The organism is Solirubrobacter phytolaccae (assembly GCF_027587195.1).
GTDB classification, from domain to species: domain Bacteria; phylum Actinomycetota; class Thermoleophilia; order Solirubrobacterales; family Solirubrobacteraceae; genus Solirubrobacter; species Solirubrobacter phytolaccae.
On the sequence record NZ_JAPDDP010000062.1, the window covers coordinates 29,340 to 47,163 of the forward strand.

21 protein-coding genes and 1 pseudogene are annotated in these 17,824 nt (G+C 71.5%); 4 read left to right on the plus strand and 18 right to left on the minus strand.

Going from position 1 to position 17,824, the window contains the following annotated elements:
* Positions 1–3: 3 nt before the first annotated feature.
* Positions 4–693 carry a lytic transglycosylase domain-containing protein gene (locus OJ997_RS26295; RefSeq protein WP_270028268.1) on the minus strand — a complete coding sequence of 230 codons (690 nt, stop codon included), beginning with the start codon at positions 691–693 and terminating at the stop codon, positions 4–6.
* Positions 690–1,154, minus strand: coding sequence for a flagellar export protein FliJ (gene fliJ / locus OJ997_RS26300; protein ID WP_270028269.1), 465 nt, complete (start codon positions 1,152–1,154; stop codon positions 690–692). Before fliJ ends, OJ997_RS26295 begins: the two co-directional genes overlap by 4 nt.
* 80 nt (positions 1,155–1,234) lie before the next feature.
* Here fliJ and OJ997_RS26305 point away from each other — a divergent pair, with 80 nt between their 5' ends.
* The 3 genes from OJ997_RS26305 to OJ997_RS26315 are packed head-to-tail and all read left to right on the plus strand — an operon-like array spanning position 1,235 to position 3,742.
* Entirely contained in the window at positions 1,235–2,059 is an 825-nt protein-coding gene (locus tag OJ997_RS26305) for a hypothetical protein (protein WP_270028270.1), read from the plus strand.
* Between the two features lie 7 nt (positions 2,060–2,066).
* Positions 2,067–2,657 (plus strand): RNA polymerase sigma factor, encoded by a 591-nt coding sequence (locus OJ997_RS26310; RefSeq protein ID WP_270028271.1) that lies wholly within the window; start codon positions 2,067–2,069, stop codon positions 2,655–2,657.
* Positions 2,654–3,742 carry a WD40 repeat domain-containing protein gene (locus OJ997_RS26315; RefSeq protein WP_270028272.1) on the plus strand — a complete coding sequence of 363 codons (1,089 nt, stop codon included), beginning with the start codon at positions 2,654–2,656 and terminating at the stop codon, positions 3,740–3,742. The genes OJ997_RS26310 and OJ997_RS26315 overlap by 4 nt, the downstream gene beginning before the upstream one ends.
* On the opposite strand, the gene OJ997_RS26320 is transcribed toward OJ997_RS26315, so the two are convergent.
* Together OJ997_RS26320 and OJ997_RS26325 are read right to left on the minus strand one after the other, a co-directional pair.
* Positions 3,732–4,301 (minus strand): OsmC family protein, encoded by a 570-nt coding sequence (locus tag OJ997_RS26320; RefSeq protein WP_270028273.1) that lies wholly within the window; start codon positions 4,299–4,301, stop codon positions 3,732–3,734. The two genes, OJ997_RS26315 and OJ997_RS26320, sit on opposite strands and share 11 nt — an antisense overlap.
* Before the next feature lie 60 nt (positions 4,302–4,361).
* Positions 4,362–6,407: an alpha/beta fold hydrolase gene (locus tag OJ997_RS26325; RefSeq protein ID WP_270028274.1), complete on the minus strand. Its 2,046-nt coding sequence runs from the start codon at positions 6,405–6,407 to the stop codon at positions 4,362–4,364.
* 95 nt (positions 6,408–6,502) lie between these two features.
* Between OJ997_RS26325 and OJ997_RS26330 the strand changes: the two genes are divergently transcribed.
* Positions 6,503–6,964, plus strand: coding sequence for a flavin reductase family protein (locus OJ997_RS26330; RefSeq protein ID WP_270028275.1), 462 nt, complete (start codon positions 6,503–6,505; stop codon positions 6,962–6,964).
* Positions 6,965–7,226: 262 nt separating this feature from the next.
* On the opposite strand, the gene OJ997_RS26335 is transcribed toward OJ997_RS26330, so the two are convergent.
* The 14 genes and pseudogenes from OJ997_RS26335 to OJ997_RS26400 form a co-directional block, all read right to left on the minus strand.
* On the minus strand, positions 7,227–8,681 hold the full coding sequence (locus OJ997_RS26335) for a FliI/YscN family ATPase (RefSeq protein ID WP_270028276.1): 1,455 nt from the start codon (positions 8,679–8,681) through the stop codon (positions 7,227–7,229).
* A gap of 44 nt (positions 8,682–8,725) precedes the next feature.
* Positions 8,726–9,382, minus strand: a complete 657-nt coding sequence (locus tag OJ997_RS26340) for a FliH/SctL family protein (RefSeq protein WP_270028277.1) — start codon at positions 9,380–9,382, stop codon at positions 8,726–8,728.
* Positions 9,383–9,384: 2 nt separating this feature from the next.
* Positions 9,385–10,431 carry a flagellar motor switch protein FliG gene (gene fliG / locus OJ997_RS26345; protein ID WP_270028278.1) on the minus strand — a complete coding sequence of 349 codons (1,047 nt, stop codon included), beginning with the start codon at positions 10,429–10,431 and terminating at the stop codon, positions 9,385–9,387.
* A 4-nt stretch (positions 10,432–10,435) separates the two neighbouring features.
* Positions 10,436–11,980: a flagellar basal-body MS-ring/collar protein FliF gene (gene fliF / locus OJ997_RS26350; RefSeq protein ID WP_270028279.1), complete on the minus strand. Its 1,545-nt coding sequence runs from the start codon at positions 11,978–11,980 to the stop codon at positions 10,436–10,438.
* Positions 11,981–11,988: 8 nt separating this feature from the next.
* A complete protein-coding gene (fliE, locus tag OJ997_RS26355; protein ID WP_270028280.1) occupies positions 11,989–12,309 on the minus strand; it encodes a flagellar hook-basal body complex protein FliE in 321 nt (106 codons plus the stop codon).
* Positions 12,309–12,755: a flagellar basal body rod protein FlgC gene (flgC, locus tag OJ997_RS26360; RefSeq protein ID WP_270028281.1), complete on the minus strand. Its 447-nt coding sequence runs from the start codon at positions 12,753–12,755 to the stop codon at positions 12,309–12,311. The genes fliE and flgC overlap by 1 nt, the downstream gene beginning before the upstream one ends.
* Positions 12,755–13,114 (minus strand): flagellar basal body rod protein FlgB, encoded by a 360-nt coding sequence (gene flgB / locus OJ997_RS26365; RefSeq protein WP_270028282.1) that lies wholly within the window; start codon positions 13,112–13,114, stop codon positions 12,755–12,757. Before flgB ends, flgC begins: the two co-directional genes overlap by 1 nt.
* Positions 13,115–13,272: 158 nt before the next feature.
* A complete protein-coding gene (locus OJ997_RS26370; RefSeq protein WP_270028283.1) occupies positions 13,273–13,602 on the minus strand; it encodes a hypothetical protein in 330 nt (109 codons plus the stop codon).
* Positions 13,599–13,994, minus strand: a complete 396-nt coding sequence (gene fliS / locus OJ997_RS26375; RefSeq protein ID WP_270028284.1) for a flagellar export chaperone FliS — start codon at positions 13,992–13,994, stop codon at positions 13,599–13,601. Before fliS ends, OJ997_RS26370 begins: the two co-directional genes overlap by 4 nt.
* Positions 13,995–14,083: 89 nt before the next feature.
* Positions 14,084–15,490, minus strand: coding sequence for a flagellar filament capping protein FliD (fliD, locus tag OJ997_RS26380; RefSeq protein ID WP_270028285.1), 1,407 nt, complete (start codon positions 15,488–15,490; stop codon positions 14,084–14,086).
* A 12-nt stretch (positions 15,491–15,502) separates the two neighbouring features.
* The gene (locus OJ997_RS26385; protein ID WP_270028286.1) at positions 15,503–15,745 is read right to left on the minus strand and encodes a flagellar protein FlaG; all 243 of its coding nucleotides are present in this window, start codon (positions 15,743–15,745) and stop codon (positions 15,503–15,505) included.
* 152 nt (positions 15,746–15,897) lie between these two features.
* Positions 15,898–16,716 (minus strand): sigma-70 family RNA polymerase sigma factor, encoded by an 819-nt coding sequence (locus OJ997_RS26390; protein ID WP_270028287.1) that lies wholly within the window; start codon positions 16,714–16,716, stop codon positions 15,898–15,900.
* 78 nt (positions 16,717–16,794) lie between these two features.
* Entirely contained in the window at positions 16,795–17,064 is a 270-nt protein-coding gene (locus tag OJ997_RS26395; protein WP_270028288.1) for an EscU/YscU/HrcU family type III secretion system export apparatus switch protein, read from the minus strand.
* Positions 17,057–17,824 (minus strand): annotated as a pseudogene (locus OJ997_RS26400) (hypothetical protein); the annotation flags it as partial. The gene OJ997_RS26395 and the pseudogene OJ997_RS26400, both read right to left, overlap by 8 nt.

Sequence of the window (17,824 nt, forward strand, 5' to 3'; positions counted from 1 at the left end):
GCCTCAGATCTCGGAGGGCTGGTTGGAGGGCGAGTACGGCGTGGCGGACGGAGCGGCGGCGGCAGCGGGAGCAGACGCGGTGCGGAACGACGCCGCGTTCTGCTGCACGATCCGCACGTAGTTCTGGGTCTCGGCGTACGGCGGGATGCCGCCGAAGCGCTTCACGGCGCCGGGACCGGCGTTGTAGGCGGCGAGCGCCTTGGCGATGTCGCCGCCGAACGCGTCCAGCTGCTGCTTGAGGTACTTGGCGCCACCGTTGAGGTTCTGGACCGGGTCGAGCACGTTCTGCACGCCCAGGCCGGCCGCGGTGGCGGGCATGAGCTGCGTCAGACCGCGAGCGCCGGCGGGTGAGCCCGCGTCGGGCTTGAAGCCGGACTCCTGCTTGACGAGGCCGGCGAGCAGCGCCGGGTCGACGCCGTTGGCCTTCGCGGCGGCGGTGATCTCAGCGGCGTACGGCGTGCCCGCGGGCAGCTCGGACGCGCCCGTGGCCGCGGCGGCGGTCGTCGCGGTCGCCGGCGCGGTCGATGCCAGCGCGGCGAAGTTCGTGTTCGCGCCGGCGCCGGTCCCGGCCTGCGCCGTGGCGAGCGCGGCCGAGAACGCCGCGGGCTTCGCCTGCTGCGCCGGCATCGGGCTCTGCGCCGCCAGCATGGCCTGGATCTGGCTCATGCGGCTGATCGCGACTTCGATGCTCATGCGGCAAGTGCTCCTCGGCGGTGGACGGCGAGCGCGAGCTCGTCGAGCGTGTTCTGGCTCTTGCGGGCCCATTCGGCGTTGTGCTCGGCGAGCTGGCGCTCTTTGAGCTTGTCGATGGCCTGGCGATCACGAGCGGCGGCGGCGAGGTGCTGGCGCTTGACCTGGACCTCGGCCTCGCGGCTGGAGAGCTCGAGCGCGGCGCTGGTCTGGAGCTGCTCCGCGCGCTCGACGTAGCCCTGGATCGCGCGCAGGTTCAGCGCGGTGGTCAGCTGGCCGCCGGACAGGGAGGCGCGGTTGAGGTCGCAGGCCTTGCGGACTTCAGCGCGGGCCTCGTCGAGCAGCATCCGGCCTTCGTCGCGACGGCGGATCTCATGCGTGAGGGCTTCGCGGGCCTGGTCCTCGGCGCGCTCTCGAATGTCCCGGACCCGTTCGAGTCGGAACGTGAAGGAGGGTGTCTCCACGAAACCTCCTATCGGCAAATGGGGTCAGGACCTGAAGGCCGCCTCGGGACTTCTTACTGAACGCTCACCGTAGGAGTCGTGTGCACCTCCTCACCGCCGCGCTGTTCGCCGGGCTCTCGTGGACGCTGCCGGCCGGCTGGCAGGCCGTCGAGCCGCGGTCCACCGCCGTGATCGAACCGGCCCCCCAGCTCGCCGCCGCGACGTTCCCGCTGCGGCAGACCGAGCGCGACGACGGGTGCTCACCGGACACCGCGCAGCGGCGGCTGCCGGCCGACGGCGCCGTGGTGTGGCTCGTCGAGAGCCGCGACATCACGCCCCGCGCGCTCGCGCGGCTGCCGCAGCGGCCCGCCCGGTTCGTGATCGGCCGCCCGCAGTCGGTCGAGTGCCTCGGCCATGGCGCCGTCGTCCACTGGCAGGAGCAGGGACGCGCGCTGTCGGCGCAGGTGCTGCTCGGACGCGAGGCCGGGGTGGCGCGACGGCGCGAGGCGGCCGCGCTGCTGGACACGCTCGTCGTCGAGCGCGTTCCCCCTCCCCCGCCGCCGGCGGGCTGGCGCACCGCCCGCTCCGGCACCGCGGACTCGATCCGGGTGCCGCCCGGCTGGTCCGTGCGCGCGCTGCGCGTGCAGCGCGGCGTGCCGCGTCCGCGCGTGCTGTACCGGCTCGCGAACCCCTCCGGCTCGGTCGTGCTGCGCGTGCGCGAGCACCGGCGCGGCAAGGCCTCACCGGCGTTCCCGGCGGGCCGCGCGCCGCTCGCGTTCGACGCGCGCCGTCGCGCGGGGCTGAGCTTCCGCGGCTACCGCGTGTCCTTCCGGATCTTCGCGCGCGCGCACGCGAGCGCGCGGGACATCGCCTGGGCGGAGGTGAGCGCCCGCTCGGCCGGCTTCTCCTGGGTCGGGCGGGAGTAGGGTTGCCGTGTCGACCGAGGAGCACGCCGTGCAGGACGCCGTCGCGGGGTGGGTACGCGTGGGGCGGCCGCTGAGCCGCCGGACGGACGCGACGCTCGTCCGGGCGGCGCAGGCCGGCTCCACGGAGGCGATCGACGAGCTGTTCCGCCGCCACTGGGGCGCGGCGCATCGCGCGGCCTGGCTGGTCGTGCGCGACGCGGCCGCCGCGGAGGACATCGCGCAGGAGGCGTTCCTGTCCGCGCTGCGCTCGCTGGACCGGTTCGACCGCCGCCGTCCGCTCGGCCCGTGGCTGCACCGGATCGCCGTCAACCGCGCGATCGACTGGTCCCGCGCGCGAGCGCTGCGCCCGGAGACGCCCGCGGACGCGGTGCTCGAGCCGGTCGCGAGCGCCGAAGACGGCGGGATCGGTGAGGACGTCGTGGCCGCGCTGGCCGCTTTGGGTCCCGAGCACCGCGCCGTCGTCGTCCTGCGCCACCTGCTCGGCTACACGCCGGGCGAGATCGCGGCGATGCTCGAGCTCCCGCGCGGCACGGTGAACTCGCGCCTGCGCAGGGCCCTCGACGCGCTCGCGGTCGCGCTGGACGAGGGCCCGGCGTGAACCGGGACGAGCTCGAGCGCGCGCTGCGCGAGGCCGACGTGCCCGACGCGGTCGGCGCGCGTGAGCGAGCGCGCCGGACGGTGCTCACCGCGCACGGCCAGCGCTCGCCGCGGCGGGCGCCGCGCGCCGCGCTCGTGTGGGCGGTCGTGGCGTGCGCGGTCGCGGCCGTGGTCTTCTCGGCCCGGGACACGCAGCCCGCGCGGGAGGTGCGCGAGCGGGTGCGCGACGTCTTCGCCGCGCCCACGCCGGCGCCGACCGCGGCCCCGGCGGCGCTCTCGGGCCGCGTGCTCGTCACCGAGGGCGACGAGCTGTTCGTCGTCGCGCGTGGACGGCGGACGTCCCTCGGGCATTGGCGCGACGCGACGTGGTCGCCACGCGGGCTCTACGTCGCCGCCGCGAACGCGAACACGCTGGCCGCGCTCGACCCCACCGACGGCACGGTGCGCTGGAAGCTCGTCCACGCTGAGCAGGTGCGGTTCCCGCGCTGGGCGCCGGGCGGGCTGCACGTCGCCTACCGGGCCGGGACCGCGCTGCGGATCGTGTACGGCAACGGCACCCACGACGTGCTCGCGGGCCGGATGATGGCGCCCGTAGCTCCCGCCTGGCGCCCGGGCCATCCGCGCACCCTGGCCTGGGCCGGCTACGACGGGACGGTCACGGTCGAGGACGCCGACACCGCCAAGGTCCTGTGGTCCTTCCGGTCGAGCCAGGTGCGGCAGCTCGCGTGGTCGTCCGACGGGCGGCGGCTGCTCGTCGCGGGCCGGCGCGACGGCACGATCCATGACGTCGTGACGGGCGCTCGCGCGCGCGTGCGCGTGGACGGGAAGATCGTCGCCGCGGCGTTCGGCCGGCGGCTCGCGCTCGCGGTCTTCCACGACGGCCGCACGAGCGTGCGGGTCAACGGGGAGACGGTGCTCAGCGCGCCGGGCCGGCTGCGCAACCTCGAGTGGTCGCCCGACGGCCGCTCGCTGCTCGCCGCCTGGCCGGGCGCCGACCACTGGCTCGTCGTCCGCGGCCGCGAGGTCAGCGCCGTGCGCCACCGCTTCGGCGGCGCCGGACGCGTGCGCGGCTGGGCTACTCCGTGACGCTCTCGACGGTCAGCGCGACGCCGTTGGTGATCATGTCGAGCACCGCGGAGCGCTCCTGGGCGCGCTCGACGAGCGTGCGGAGCCGATCGGCGGACGCGTCGCCCGCGACCCGCACGGTGACGCGAATCTGCGAGGTGCCGTTGCGGACGTCGTCGTCGACGCCGAAGCACCCGCGCACGTCCATGTCCGCCTCGATCGTGGACTCGATCTCGGTCAGGCGGATCTTGCGCGCCGCCGCGCAGTAGGCGATCGTCGTCGTCAGGCAGGCCACGACCGCGTGCAGCAGGTACTCGATCGCGCTCGGCCCCGTGTCGGTGCCGAGCAGCACCGTCGGCTCGCCCGAGTCGACGACGAACGCCTCGCGGCGGCTGTCGTCCTCCCGGCCCGCGCCGTAGAAGCCCTGCATCCGCGAGCGGTTGTGGGCGCCGTTGATCCAGCGGTTGGTGGCGCGGAAGGTGAACGCGCCGAGGGCCGGCTGCTCACGGATCGCGTCGATCGTGGCGAACAGCTGCTGCGTGTCGACGCCGTTGCGGATCGTGGAGATCATCTGCGCCATACGGGCAGTGCATCGCGTCACGGTTGGGCGGCGCTATACCGCCGGGTAAACGACTGGTAGCTACCGCTCGACCGTGAACAAGCGCCACTCGCGGGACGCGCCCGCCAGCGGCAGCTCGACCGCGCCGCGCTCGGAGAACTCGATCCCGCTGCCGGCGACGAGGTCCTGCACGGTCGACGTGGCGAGGATCTCCCCCGCCGCCGCCGCGCGCGCCACGCCCGCGGTTATCTCCAGCGCGGGCCCGGTCAGGCGCCCGTCCACGAGCTCGCACTCGCCCGTGTGCACGCCCGCGCGCAGGTGCGGGATCGCCTCGGCCAGCGCGGACGCGCAGCGGACGGCGCGCGCGGGCCCGTCGAAGCTCGCGCGGAAGCGACCGGGCGGTGCGTCGAGCGGCTGGCCGCGGAAGCGGGCGAGCGCCGAGCGCGCGACCGCGAGGTCCGGCTCCGGGACGTCGGCCTCGAGCACGGTCGTGAGGATCAGGTTCGGCTCGGCGTGCTGGGCGCGCAGGTCGGTGAGGAAGTGCTCGATCGCCTCCAGCACCGCGCCCTGGTCGCCTTCCCACGGCAGGTGGTCGGAGCCGGGCGCCTCGACGACGTGCGCGCCGGGGAGCCGCGCGCCCATGTAGCGGCTCGCCTCGCGCAGGTACTCCTGCGCCCGGTAGACGACGAGCGACGGGACGCGGACGGTGCCGAGCGCGTGGCGGACGTCGATCTCCTCGTTCATGTCGGTGATCGCCGACACCGCCGCGGGCGACGCGCCGCGCACGAGGTAGGACGTGTACCAGTCGATCGCGGCCTCGTCGGTGGCGATCGACGGCGCGCGCTCCTGCAGGAACCGCTCGGTGGCGTAGCGGCCCCACTGCTCGGCGGTTGGACGCAGCCAGCCGTCCTGCTCCGCGCGGCGGCCGATCGGGTAGTCGGGCGCCCAGTTGCGCCGCGCGTACGCGCCGAGCGTGACCAGTGCCTGCGTGCGGTCCGGGTGCGTGGCCGCGAACAGCGTGCACATCGGGCCGCCCTCGCTGACGCCGACGACCACCGCACGTTCCGCGCCGACCGCGTCCATCACCGCGCGCACGTCGTCCATCCGCTCCTCGAGCGAGGCGATCCCGAGCACGCGGTCGCTGAGGCCGGTGCCGCGCTTGTCGAACAGGATCAGCCGCCCGAGCTTCGCGAGCCCGCGGTAGAAGGACGCGAGCGCCGGCCACTCCCAGCCCGGCTGGAACGAGCAGATGAAGCCGTGGACGAAGATGATGTCCAGCGGGCCGTCGCCGACCACCTGGTAGGCGATCGAGTAGCCGCCGACGCTCTGCACGTAGCGGATCGGCTCGACCTTGAGCGCCACGGCCTCCTCGGACGTCTCGGTGCGGCCGTCGAGCGTGGCGTCCTGGCGCAGGATCCGGCGTTCGAGCTCCCGCATCCGCGCGGACGGCTCCAGCCCGAGCTGCTCGTTCAGCGTGTCCCGGTAGGCGTGGTAGACGGCGAGCGCGTCGGCCTCACGGCCCGAGCGGTAGAGCGCGACCATCAGCTGCGCGCGCAGCCGTTCCCGCAGCGGGTTCGCGGCCACGTGGCTCTCGAGCTCGCCGACGAGGTCCGCGTGCCGACCGAGCGCGAGGTCCGCGTCGACCCGGTCCTCCACGCACACCTGCAGTCGCTCGCGCAGGTGCGCGGACTCCACGATCGCGAACGGCTCGTTGAACTCGGCGAGCGCCGGTCCGCGCCACAGGTCGAGCGCGGCCGCGAACCGGTCGGCCGCGGTGCCCGCGTCACCGTGATCCAGCGCCTGCCGGCCGGCGCGCCGCAGTCGCTCGAACCGGTCCAGGTCCAGCGCCTCCTCCGGCAGCTCCAGCGCGTACCCCGGCGACCGCGTGTGCAGCGTCCCCGGCGGCAACGCCTTGCGCAGCGCGGACACGTGGATGTGGACCATCTTCACCGCCGACTCCGGGACCTCGTCGCCCCACAGGTCGTCCACCAGCTGGTCCACCGACACCGTGCGCCCCGCGTCCAGCGCGAGCCGCGCCAGCAACGCCCGCGGCTTGCGCCCGCCCAGCTTGAGCGGCGCGCCCCCACCATCCACCACCTCGAGCGGTCCCAGCAGCCGGAAGTCCACGGCCGCAAGCTACCGGCTCACGGTAAACGCCTGCCAGCCGTTTACCGGACACCTACTGGCCGTTGGCCGCCATCCGCTCCACTTGCACCCTCCCCATGTCCCGCTCCTACCGCCAAGCCCTCAACGCGACCGTGACCGGCGTGACCATCGTCACCACCCGCGTCGCCGGCCGCCCGTTCGGCGAGACCGTCACCGGCTTGAGCTCACTCTCCGACGAACCGCCGCTGCTGCTCGTCACCGTCACGCCCGCGCTCGCCACCGCGATCCAGACCCGCGGCGAGTTCGCCGCCAACGTGCTCGGCGACCACCAGGCGGACCTGGCCGAGACCTTCCGCGGCGTCGAGCCGACGTTCGCCGCCCGATACTGGTGGCCAGTCTCCGGCGGCGGCCTGCCGCGCCTGCACGGCGCGGCGGCACGCTTCGAGTGCGAGGTCGAACGCGTGCACGCGGCAGGCGACCACGTGCTCGTGATCGGCGCGGTCAAACGCGCCGTACGCGGAGCGACGATGCCGCTGGCCTACACACGCCAGGGCTACACCGCGCCGCTCGCGGCCTGAACGGCGAGCACACCCACTGCCGCCGCGTCAAGCAAACTCGCGCTTCGCGGCGAGCCCGCTTGACCCGTCGGGGCGGGTGCGCTCATGTGCCAATGAGCCGGGTTCCCCGGACTGTGGAACGCGTTGCGTTCCCGTCGGGCGATTCGCGAGGGCCGAACACCCCCTCGTGGGGTCATCCGTCACTTGACGCCCCTGAGGGGGGTCAACTGACGGATCACTGCAGGCGCCCGACGGTGCGGTCAGCCGTTGCCGTTGCCGAGCGTCAGCTCGGAATGTGCAACGGCGGAATCGCGTTGTGCAGCGGCATGCCGCCGTTGCCGCCGGCCGGGTCGACGACGTAGCCGGTGACCACGGGCGCCTCCCATGTGCCGGAGAGCTGGGCGAGCTGGGCCAGGGTCGCGTCGGCGGACTCGGCCGAGGAGGGCTCGCTGGAGAGCTGCTTGAGGAAGCCGTCGATCGGGCCGCGGGCCTCGATGGCCGCGTCGATCTGGGGGTCCGAGCCGGGCTGGTAGGCGCCGATCGAGATGAGGTCGGCCTTTTCCTTGTAGGTGGCCATGAGCTTGCGGACCTCGTTGCCGGCCGCGCGCACGTCGGGGGTCGTGATCTCGGTGACGAGACGGGAGACGCTGGCGAGGACGTCCACGGCCGGGTAGTGACCGGCGTGGGCGAGGTGGCGCGAGAGCACGATGTGGCCGTCGAGGATGCCTCGGACGGCGTCGGCGATCGGCTCGTTCATGTCGTCGCCGTCGACGAGCACGGTGTAGAGCGCGGTGATCGACCCGCTCGGCGAGGTGCCGGTGCGCTCGAGCAGCTTCGGGAGCATCGCGAAGACGGACGGGGTGTAGCCGCGCGTGGCGGGCGGCTCGCCGATGGCCAGGCCGACTTCACGCTGGGCCATGGCGAAGCGCGTGACGGAGTCCATCATCATCATCACGTTCTTGCCCTGGTCGCGGAAGTACTCCGCGATCGCGGTGGCCGTGAACGCGGCCTTCAGACGCACGAGCGCCGGCTGGTCGGACGTGGCGCAGACGACGACGCTCCGCGCGAGGCCCTCTTCGCCGAGGTCGCGCTGCATGAACTCGAGCACCTCTCGACCACGCTCGCCGACCAGGCAGATCACGTTGATCTCCTCCGAGGTCGACCGGGCGATCATGCCCAGCAGCGACGACTTACCCACGCCGGAGCCGGCGAAGATGCCGATGCGCTGGCCGCGCCCGCAGGGCACGAACGCATCCAAGGACCGCACGCCGAGCGACACGCGCTCATGGATGCGCGGACGCGAGAGCGGGTCCGGCGGCGACTGCTCGGCCGGGTACCACTTGGAGTGATCGATCGGGCCCTTGCCGTCGAGCGGGTTCCCGAGGCCGTCGAGCGCGCGACCCAGCAGGGCGTCGCTGACGTCGACCTTCAAGGGCTGGCCGGTGGCGACGACCTTCGAGCCCGGGCCGATGCCCTTGGGCTCGCCGAGCGGCATCAGCAGCGTGCGGCCCTGGCGGAAGCCGACGACCTCGGCCGGCACCGTGGCGCGGCCACGGCCGGTCTCGATCATGCACACCTCGCCGACCTCGGCCTCGAGGCCCGTGGCCTCGGTGATCAGGCCGATCAGGTCGATCACACGGCCGGTACGACGATGCAGGTCCGCCTCGCGGATCGCGAGCGTGGCCTCGTCAAGCAGGTCTTCGTCGGCAGCGCCGACCGCGTCGAGCGCGCTCTCCATCAGCGAGAACATCTGAGGTCTTATCGGCGGCGCAGCGGGAGGCTTTAGGCCGACTTGGCAGCCGACTTCGCGGCCGGCTTGCCGGGCGAAGACTTGCCGAGCGCGGCCGCGACGACTTCGCTGGCGCGCTCGAGCTTGGTCTCGATGCGCGCGTCCACGTCACCCACGGGCGTGCGCACGATGCACCCGCCGCGGCCGACGCGCCGCTCAGCCTCGATAACGCAGTGGTCGATGCCGCCGAGCGTGGCCTTGAGCTCCTCGGCCGCGCCCTGGACGATCTCGAGATCCTCCGGGTTGACCATGACGATGACCCGCTCACGCTCGACGATCCCGCGCAGCGCGCCCTGGACGGAGTCCAACACCCGCTCGGGCTCGACCGACAGCGCACCGGCGAGCACCTTCGAAGCGAGCGCCATGCCCAGCTCGACCGCGCGGAGCTCGAGCTCGGAAGCGGTGTCCGCCTGCGCGGCACGCACCTCCTCGGTGGCCGCACCCAGCGCGGCGAGCGCGGGAGCGAGCGCCTCGAGCGCCTCGTGGCGACCGGCCGCGTAGCCCTCCTCGAGGGCCTGGCGGCGGATCTGGTCGGCCTCGGCGCGAGCCTCGGCCAGCACGTCCATGACGGCGGCGGCCTGATCGACCGGCGACATCGCCGGCTGGATCGGGTCGAGCGTCTCGAAGTCGTATTCAGCGACGAAGCCCATGACTACACCAGCGCGTCGTCGCCGGACCCGCCACCGCGGGAGATGACGATGGCGCCGGCCTCTTCGAGACGCCGGACGACACCCACGATGCGGCCCTGGGCCTCTTCCACCACACGCTTGCGCTGCGGCGGCTGGAACTGGATCTCCTCCTTGAGGAGCTCGGCGCCACGTTCGGACATGTTCCCGAAGATCTTGCCCGCAACTTCGTCGTTGACGCCACGAAGTGCGATCGCGAGGTCCTTCTGGTCGACCTCCTTGAGCACCATCTGGATCGAGCGGTCGTCGAGCTTGACGACATCCTCGAAGGTGAACAGCAGGAGGCGGATCTCCTCGGCCAGCTCGCCGTCGGCCTTGGCCAGCTCGTCGAGCACGTTGCGCTCGGTCGTCCGGTCGGAGCTGTTGAGGATGTCGGCCAGGGACTTGACGCCACCGGCGGCCGCGTACTCCTGCGAGCCGACGGCCGACAGACGCGAGCGCATGACGGTCTCGACGTGCGAGACGACCTCCGGCCGGGTCTCGGCCATCAGCGCGATCCGCAGGGCCACGTCGGCCTGGATCTCCGGGTCGATGTCCGACAGCACCTGGGCCGCGAGCATCGTGTGCAGGTTCGAGACGACCAGCGCGATCGTCTGCGGCGACTCGTTGCGCAGGAAGACCACGATCTGCTCGGCCGGCGTGCGGCGCAGGAACTCGAACGGGCGGCGCTCGATCGTCGCCGCGAGGCGGCCGATGATCTCCTCCGCGCGATCCTCGCCCAGCGAGCGCATGAGCACGCTGCGGGCGTAGTCCACGCCACCCTCGGCGAGGTAGTCCTCGGCGAGGACCGACTCGACGGCTTCCGTGATCACGTCACGGCACACCTCGGTCGGGATCTTCTGGGCCTTGGCGAGCTCCAGGGAGAGGGCCTCCACCTCGGTCTCGCCGAGGTACTTGAAGATCTCGCCCGCCCGCTGCTCGCCGATGGCGACGAGCAGGGCGGCGGCCTTCTGGATGCCCTTGAGGGAGGAAGCCGTGATCTCCGGCTTCTCGAGGTCTCTCAGCGCGGCCATCTGACTAGTCCTCCGCCATCCAGGCCTTGACCTGCGCGGCGACGCGCTCGGGCTCGCGCTCCATCAGCTGGTCGAGCTGATGCATGCTGGCGTCCGGGCTGCGCGGCGGCAGCATGGCCGTGGCGGCGTTGTCGAGGGTGAAGTTCTGGCCGGCGCCCGCTTCGAGCTGGGCCAGGGAGACGGGCTCGGAGATCTCGGTCATCCAGGCCGGGGTGAGGTTCTCGTTCTCGCGCTTGCGCATGCCGCGCGTCATGAAGAAGAGGAAGATCAGCGCCGCGAGGCCGAGGCCGACCCACTTGAGCGGACCGAGCAGCGTGGTGGGCACCGGGCCCGCCTTGGGCGTCTCCGCCTTGGCGAAGGCGAACTGCGTGGAGGTGATCGTGTCGCCGCGCTGCGTGTCGATGCCGGCGGCGGTCGCGACCGTGTTCTTGAGGGCGGTGGCCACATCGGCCGGGACCGACTTGTCCAGGATCAGGGCGACGTTCATCTTGTTGACCTCGCCCGGGGCCTTCTTGGTCTCGGTGATCTTCTTGTTGACGAGGTTGCCGCGGGTGGTGCTCTCCTTGCTGTAGCTCCCCGCGCCGTTGCCGTTGCCGGCGTCCTCGTTGTCGGAGTAGGTCGGGACGTTGTTGGCCGTGCCGGTGTCGCCACCCGCGTTGCCGGCGCCCGCGCCCTGCATCTCCTCCTTCTCGGTGGTCTCGGTCCCCGGGACGACGTTGGCGCCGTAGGTCTCGGACTTCTCGGTCGTGTCGTCGACGTTGAGGTCGGCGTTGACCGTGACCTTGGCCTTGTTCGGGCCGAGCGTGGAGGCGAGCATCGCGTTGATGGCTGCTTCCTTCTGACGGGCGAAGCGCGCCTCGGCGGACTGCTTGGAGCTGCCGCCGGCGCCGCCGACCTCGTCGGACGGCCACAGGATCGCGCCGGTCGAGTCGGTGATCGTCACGTTCTCGGTCTTGAGGCCCTTCACGGAGGAGGCCACGGTCTGCGCCATGCCGCGCACGGCGCCGGGCGCCAGCGCGTCGGCGGTGTTGCCGAGCATGACCGAGGCGGTGGCCGGCGAGGCCTGGTCCTGGAAGAGGTCGTCCTGCGGCATCACGATCTGGACCTGCGGGTTGGAGACCCCCGAGACCGACTTGAGCGACTTGCCGACCTCACCCTCCAGCGCACGCTGGTAGGTGACCTGCTGCTGGAACTGCGAGGCGCCGAGCTTGCTCTCGTCGAGCAGCTCGTAGCCCGGCTGCGTGCCGCCACCCGAAGCCTCGACACCCTGCGAGGCGAGCGCGATGCGCGCCTGCGCCATGGAGGCCTTCTGCACCGCGAGCGCCGTGCCGTTGTTCTGGAGCTCGTAGGCGATGCCCTGCTCGTCGAGCGCGGCCGTGATCTTGCCCGTCTGGGCGGGATCGAGGCCCGACGCGATCGTCGAGTACGCCGGCGCCGTGGCGATCTTGAGCAGCAGGAAGGCGATCGCCAGGATGGCGAAGGCCGACACACCGAGGATCGCCTTGGTCTTGGCGGGGAGGGCGAGGATGTTCTGAACGAAAGGCGGCATGACTTAGATCAGACCTGCGTCTGGAAGATGGTCTGGACGGCCTCGACGGCCTTCGTGCGGATCTGGCTGGCCATCTGCATCGAGAGCTGCGCGCGCTCGACGGCCATGACCACGGCGGTCGGGTCGGTGGCCTTGCCCGTGGCGAGGTCCTGCGCGGCGCCGGCGGCCTCGGTCTGCGTGTTCTGCAGCCCCTGGATCGCGTCGCCGAGCATCGAGCCGAAGCCCGAGCCACCCTCGGTGGCGGTCGGCGGCTTGCTGATCGAGCCGATGGAACCGATGGAACCGATCGAGCTGGCGCCCGAGATGGCGGAAGTCGGATCGATGGTCATTAGCGGAGGATCTCCAGGGTCTTGGCAAACATCTGCTTGGCGGCCGTCATGGCGGTGACGTTGGCTTCATACGCGCGCTGCGCGTCGATCAGGTCCACCATCTCGGTGACCGTGTCGACGTTCGGCATGCGCAGGTACCCCTCTTCGTTCGCGTCGGGGTGGCCGGGGTCGTAGACGAGCTTCCCGTTCGTCGTGTCCTCGTTGATGGCCGTGACCTGAACCCCGCCGGGCGCGACGCCCGAGGTGCCCATCGCACGGGAGAGCTGCGAGCCGAACGCGCCGGACTGGCCGACGGACTGCAGCGTGACTTCCTTGCGCCGGTACGGATTGCCGTCGGCGCCCTTGGTCGTCTCAGCGTTGGCGATGTTCTCCGCCGTCACATTCATCCGCAGGCGCTGCGCGGTGAGCGCAGAGCCCGAGATCTCCATGCCGCCGAACATGCTCATCAGGCAACACCCAGAGCCGAGCGGATGATCGCCGTGCGCGCCTTCAGCACGGAGACGGCGGCCTGCTGCTCGAGCGCGTTGGCCGCGAGCTTGGCCGACTCGGCGTCGACGTCGACGGAGTTGCCGTCGGCCTGCGTCACACCGACTGCCTGATCGGCCTGCGTCGTGAACGTGGTGTGCTCGACGGTGTTCTTGTCGCCGGTGCCCAGGGCCGCGGAGAGCGCGCCGTGGAAATCCACGTCGACGCGGCGGTAGCCGGGCGTCGAAGCATTGGCGAGGTTGGCGGCAAGCGCTTCGTGGCGCTGGGCAGCGCCCGAAATGCTGCGCTCAAGCGCCAGCTGTGTGGTATCGATCAGCACGAGGGACGGAATCTCCTGGAGGGAAGAGGGGGGCGGTCCGTCCTTGGACCTCACGCGCTCCATCCTTGGTGCGCACTCCCTCTATCGGCGTGCTGAACGAACGCCTTTAGGGCTTGGACCTGATTAATCGCGTCGGCCCGCCGAGGGCGGGCCGAAGGTCAAGCGCTGCGATTGACGAGGTCGTGCTGCTGCGGGGGCGGTGGCCCCGCATAGCCGCGGAAGGCGGTCATCTTGCGGTTCATGCCGCCGAGCTTCTGCATCGTGAACGCGCGTCCGACCGAGAGGCCGGAGTGGATCTCGGCCTGGAGCTCGACCAGGCGCTCGAGGTGCGGGCGGGCCGTCGCGGGCGGGTTGCCGAGCGCCGTGGCGGCGCTCAGGCGCTGCTCGGCGACCGCGGGGACCTCGTCCCAGCGGCCGTCGCGAACGAGGTCGCGCTCATGCTCGGCGAGCGCGACGAGGTCGGCCCAGGGCTGGGCCTCGACGCTCATGCCGTCGGCCGCGGGGCGTCGGCGATCTCGGCCCAGGCGTCACGCAGCTCGGTGAGGAGCTCGGAGACTTCCTCGATCTTGGCCGGGTTGCGCTCGAGGGAGGCCTCGATCAGGTGCCGGCGGCAGAACGCGTAGATGCCCTGCAGGCGCGCGGCGACTTCACCGCCGCGCTCGTGGTCGAGGGTGACCGTGAGCTCGTCGATGATCGCCTCGGCGCGGCGCATGCGGTCCTGCGAGTTGGTCTTGTCGCCCTCGCGCATCGCGTAGGCGGCCTGGAACAGGAAGCGAAGGCACCCGTCGTAGAGCATGACCACGAGCCGCCCAGGAGGGGCCGTGAGGATGCTCTGCTGCTTGTACTGGGCCGTCGGGCTGCTGGCGGCGTAAGTAGCCACTGAGGGAGGCTCCTGGTGAGTCGGAGGGGAGGGGGAGGAGGGAGGGATCGATCGGGTATTCGGTGCGAACACGTGGTTCTTGAGGCTCATCAGCCGAGCGTGGCGATCTGGCTCGTGAGCCAGGCCTGCTGCGTCTGCGAGGTGTTCAGCGCCGTTTCCATGGCCGCGAACTGCGCCTTCAGGCGCTTCTGCTCGGTTTCCATGCGCGTGTTGAGCTTCGTGATCTGGTCGTTGAAGCCCGTCAGGGTCTTGTCGTCGCCGCTGATGCGGCTCGTGAGGACGCCGTTGGTGCCGGTCTGGGTTCCGACGTAGTCGGAGATCACCGCGGACAGGCCCTTGGTCGCGCCCTGGCCGGCGAAGAGCTCCTTGACCTTGGTGTAGTCGTTGGCGATCGCGGTCTTGAGCTTCTCGGTGTCGATCGTGAGCTTGCCGGCGCGGGCGTCGGCCGCGTTGGTGCCGGCCTTGGGCACGTCGATGCCGAGGTCCTTCAGGCCCGTGAGTCCGAGGCCCGAGAGCGTCTTGGTCATCGTGCTCTTGAGCGAGTTGAGCATCGACGTCATGCCCGTGTCGCCGAACAGCTGGCCCTTCTGCAGGTCGGCCGTCGTGTTCGCGGTCGGGACGCGCTTCTCGGTCAGCTCGGCGCGGGTCGAGGTGACGACCGCGTTGTAGGCGTCCACGAGCGCCGTGATCTTCTTCGCGATCGCGTCGCTGTCGACCGCGGGCTGCGTCGTGGTGACCGACACCGGGCTGGTCGTGACGCCCTTGAGCGTCATGCGCAGGCCCGGGACCGCGGCCTCGAGCACGTTGGTCTCGGGGTTGAGCTGCTGGCCGTCGACGACGACGTCGGCGTTGAGGATCGTGCCCTCGCGCTTGAAGCTCGCGAGCTCGGTCATCTTGCTCGCGTCGGCGAGCGCCGAGGTGTCGACGGTGAAGTTGGAGTTCTCGCCGGTCTTGCGCGAGGAGAAGACGAGCCGCTCGGTGCCGTTCTCCTTCACGACCGCGGCGTACACCGGAGCCTTGTCGTTCGCGTTGATCAGCGTCGCGACGTCGGTGGCGGTGGCGTTCGCGGCGACCGGGATGTCGATCTTCGACGCGCCCGCGGCGTTCGGGTCGTTGCCGTAGTAGAAGCTGAGCGTGCCGGCGGTCGTCTGCGGGTCGAACGTGAAGCCGTGCTGCGCGGAGGACGCGAGCTTGTTGACCTGGATCGTGTGACCGCCGATGCCGGCACCGCCGAGCACCGAGACGTCGACCTTCGTCGCGTCCGAAGAGGCGGTCGCCTGGGCGGGCTTCCACAGCGACGCGGCCTGCAAGTCGGCGGCCGCCGTCTTGACGGCGTCGAGCTTGGTCTTGATCGCCTTCAGGTCGGTCTGGTGCTGCGTGACCGAGACCTGGCGTTTCTGTACGGCCGTGACCTTGGTCTGCTCGATCTGCATGAGCTGCGTGATGATCGAGTCGGTATCAAGGCCCGACGCCATGCCGCTTAGAGAGATAGCCATCTTCGGGGCTCCTTACAGCTCGCCGCCGGACAGGACGTCCAGGGCCTTCGAGGGCGGAATGGTCTTGATCACGTTGCCTTCGAGGTCGCGCACCTGGATGATCACCCGGTTCGTGTCCTCGTCCCGCGTGAAGTGCAGCTCGCGGTTGTTCTTGTGCAGCGCCTCCACGACCTCAGCAGCCTTGGCCACAAGCTCGCGGGCTTCCGGGGTGGGGGCCGGGGGAACGTCGCCGACGATCGTCCCGGTCTCAACCACTCCCCGGTGATGCTGAGCCGCCACCTGGGGGCTCGGCTCAACCGCAGCGGCCGGCGCCGCGGGGGGCACCGCGGGCAGCTGCTGGTAGGGAACGAAGCGACCGATCTGGAGTGTCATCTCAGACCCGGTAGTCGGCGGGTGCCGGAGATCCTTTAGCCCACCGCGGAGAACAGCACCGCGTCGTCGGACAGCTGCTGCTTGAGCGTGCGCTTGAGCTGGGAGTGGATCTGGCAGATCCGGCTCTCGGAGACGCCCATGACCTCCCCGATCTCGCGCAGCGTGAGGTTCTTGACGTAGAGCAGCACGGCGACTTCGCGCTCGCGCTGGGGCAGGTTGTCGAACGCACGGCGGAACTTCGCCTTGGCCTCCGAGTTGGCGGCCTGGTGCTCCGGGTCGGCCTTGGAGTCGCCGTCGGCGAGCGTGTCGATGCGCTCGACGGTGGTCTCGTCGTCGGAGATCACGAGCGTGTTCAGCGACGTGACGTCGGAGACGGAGATGTCGTCCTCGCGGCGGCGCAGCTCCTCGACCGTGATCGAGAGCGCGTCGGCGAGCTCCTCACGGGTCGGGCGACGGCCCTGGATCGTCGTGAATTGATCACGGGCGCGAGCGATGTCGCGCTCCCAGCGGCGCAGCGAGCGCGGCGCCCAGTCCTGGCGACGCAGCTCGTCGAGCACGGCGCCGTGGATGCGGGTCCACGCGAACTGCTCGAGCGTCGCGCCCTTCTCCGGGTCGTAGCGATCGATCGAGGCGATGAGCGCCTCGAGGCCACACGAGATGAAGTCCTCGACCTCGCAACGAGCGGGCAGCTCGCGCACCTTCTTGAAGACGATGTACTTGACCAGCGGTGCGTAGGTCATCACCAGGCGATTGCGGACCGTGAGCGATCCGGTCTCCTTGTACTCACGCCAGAGCGCGAGGGCATCCTCCGCGCTGACGCGGCGGCGACTGCCTGAGGACGTCGTTGACTTCATGGCGAGTAGGGGACTCCTAAGAGGGCGAAACGGACTGACGGACGCAGTCTGTATCGGGCGCTCGCCGGAGTTTCTTCATCACCGATTTGGAGTAGGACGCTTTTCGGACAGTCCGTACGCCCAGGCCAGCACCTGGGCAACAGCCGTCCACATCTGCTCCGGAATCTCTTGTCCGAGCGCGAGCTCCGTCAGCGCCGACGCGAGCTCGGGGTCCCGGTGCACGGGCACCCCCGCCTCGTGTGCGCGCTCGAGTATCTGCGCGGCGACCAATCCCCGGCCGGCGGCGACGACTTTCGGCGCGCCGTCGCCGGTGTACTGCAGGGCCGCGATGACGTCGCGCTCAGGCATAAAGATCCAGCGGGTTGTGTCGCGGTCGGACGTTTACCGTCGCCTCTAAACCAACTCCTTCCAAGTTGGCACGCAAACGCTCAGAAGCAACGCTGGCCAGTTGGTGGGGGCGGCCCGCGGGGGTCGTCACCTCGGCCAGGAAACGTTCCCCGCGGAGCTCCAGGCGCAGGTCCAACTTGCCCAGCGTGGGCGAGGTGAACGTGAGCAGGACCACGTTCGCGGGCTCGCCGTCCGCGCCGACCTGACGCGACGGCGGCTCCTCCACCTCCACGCGCGGCTGGAACGGCATCTGCGGCGTCGGTTGGGCGAGCACCTGCGGCTGCGGCTGCGCGACCTGGGGCTGGGCCGGCCCCGCCTCGGGCTTCGGCGGCGCGGTGCCGTCGGCCTGGGCGGGCGCGGGTGCGGCAGACGTACCGGGAGCGGGCTGTGCGGCGGCCCCGGGCTGCGCGGGCTGGCCGGGGGCGGGCGCCGACGTTCCGGCGTTCCCCCCCGGTTGGGTGAGCTGCCCCGGCGCCAGATTGCCGCCCGGCTGAGCGGGCTGACCCGGCGTCGCGGGGGCGCCGGGCTGGGCGGTCTGCCCCGGCGCCGCGTTGGCGCCCGGCTGGGCCGGCTGTCCTTGCGTCGCAGTGCCGCCGGGCTGGGCGGGTTGTCCTGGCGCCGACGACTGGCCGGGCTGCGCGGCGGCGCCCGGCTGGGCCGGCTGCCCGGGCGCGGACGCCTGGCCCGGCTGGCCGGGCGTCCCCGGCTGCGCGGGCAAGTC

Excerpts from the sequence above, each read along its gene's own strand:
- OJ997_RS26340 (WP_270028277.1), bottom strand. The coding sequence starts at position 9,382 with ATGGGCTTCGTCGCTGAATACGACTTCGAGACGCTCGACCCGATCCAG.
- OJ997_RS26295 (WP_270028268.1), bottom strand. The coding sequence starts at position 693 with ATGAGCATCGAAGTCGCGATCAGCCGCATGAGCCAGATCCAGGCCATG.
- OJ997_RS26390 (WP_270028287.1), bottom strand. The coding sequence starts at position 16,716 with ATGAAGTCAACGACGTCCTCAGGCAGTCGCCGCCGCGTCAGCGCGGAG.
- OJ997_RS26335 (WP_270028276.1), bottom strand. The coding sequence starts at position 8,681 with ATGGAGAGCGCGCTCGACGCGGTCGGCGCTGCCGACGAAGACCTGCTT.
- OJ997_RS26395 (WP_270028288.1), bottom strand. The coding sequence starts at position 17,064 with ATGCCTGAGCGCGACGTCATCGCGGCCCTGCAGTACACCGGCGACGGC.
- fliD (WP_270028285.1), bottom strand. The coding sequence starts at position 15,490 with ATGGCTATCTCTCTAAGCGGCATGGCGTCGGGCCTTGATACCGACTCG.
- OJ997_RS26370 (WP_270028283.1), bottom strand. The coding sequence starts at position 13,602 with ATGAGCGTCGAGGCCCAGCCCTGGGCCGACCTCGTCGCGCTCGCCGAG.
- OJ997_RS26320 (WP_270028273.1), bottom strand. The coding sequence starts at position 4,301 with ATGGCGCAGATGATCTCCACGATCCGCAACGGCGTCGACACGCAGCAG.
- fliF (WP_270028279.1), bottom strand. The coding sequence starts at position 11,980 with ATGCCGCCTTTCGTTCAGAACATCCTCGCCCTCCCCGCCAAGACCAAG.
- flgC (WP_270028281.1), bottom strand. The coding sequence starts at position 12,755 with ATGAGCATGTTCGGCGGCATGGAGATCTCGGGCTCTGCGCTCACCGCG.
- fliE (WP_270028280.1), bottom strand. The coding sequence starts at position 12,309 with ATGACCATCGATCCGACTTCCGCCATCTCGGGCGCCAGCTCGATCGGT.
- OJ997_RS26330 (WP_270028275.1), top strand. The coding sequence starts at position 6,503 with ATGTCCCGCTCCTACCGCCAAGCCCTCAACGCGACCGTGACCGGCGTG.
- fliG (WP_270028278.1), bottom strand. The coding sequence starts at position 10,431 with ATGGCCGCGCTGAGAGACCTCGAGAAGCCGGAGATCACGGCTTCCTCC.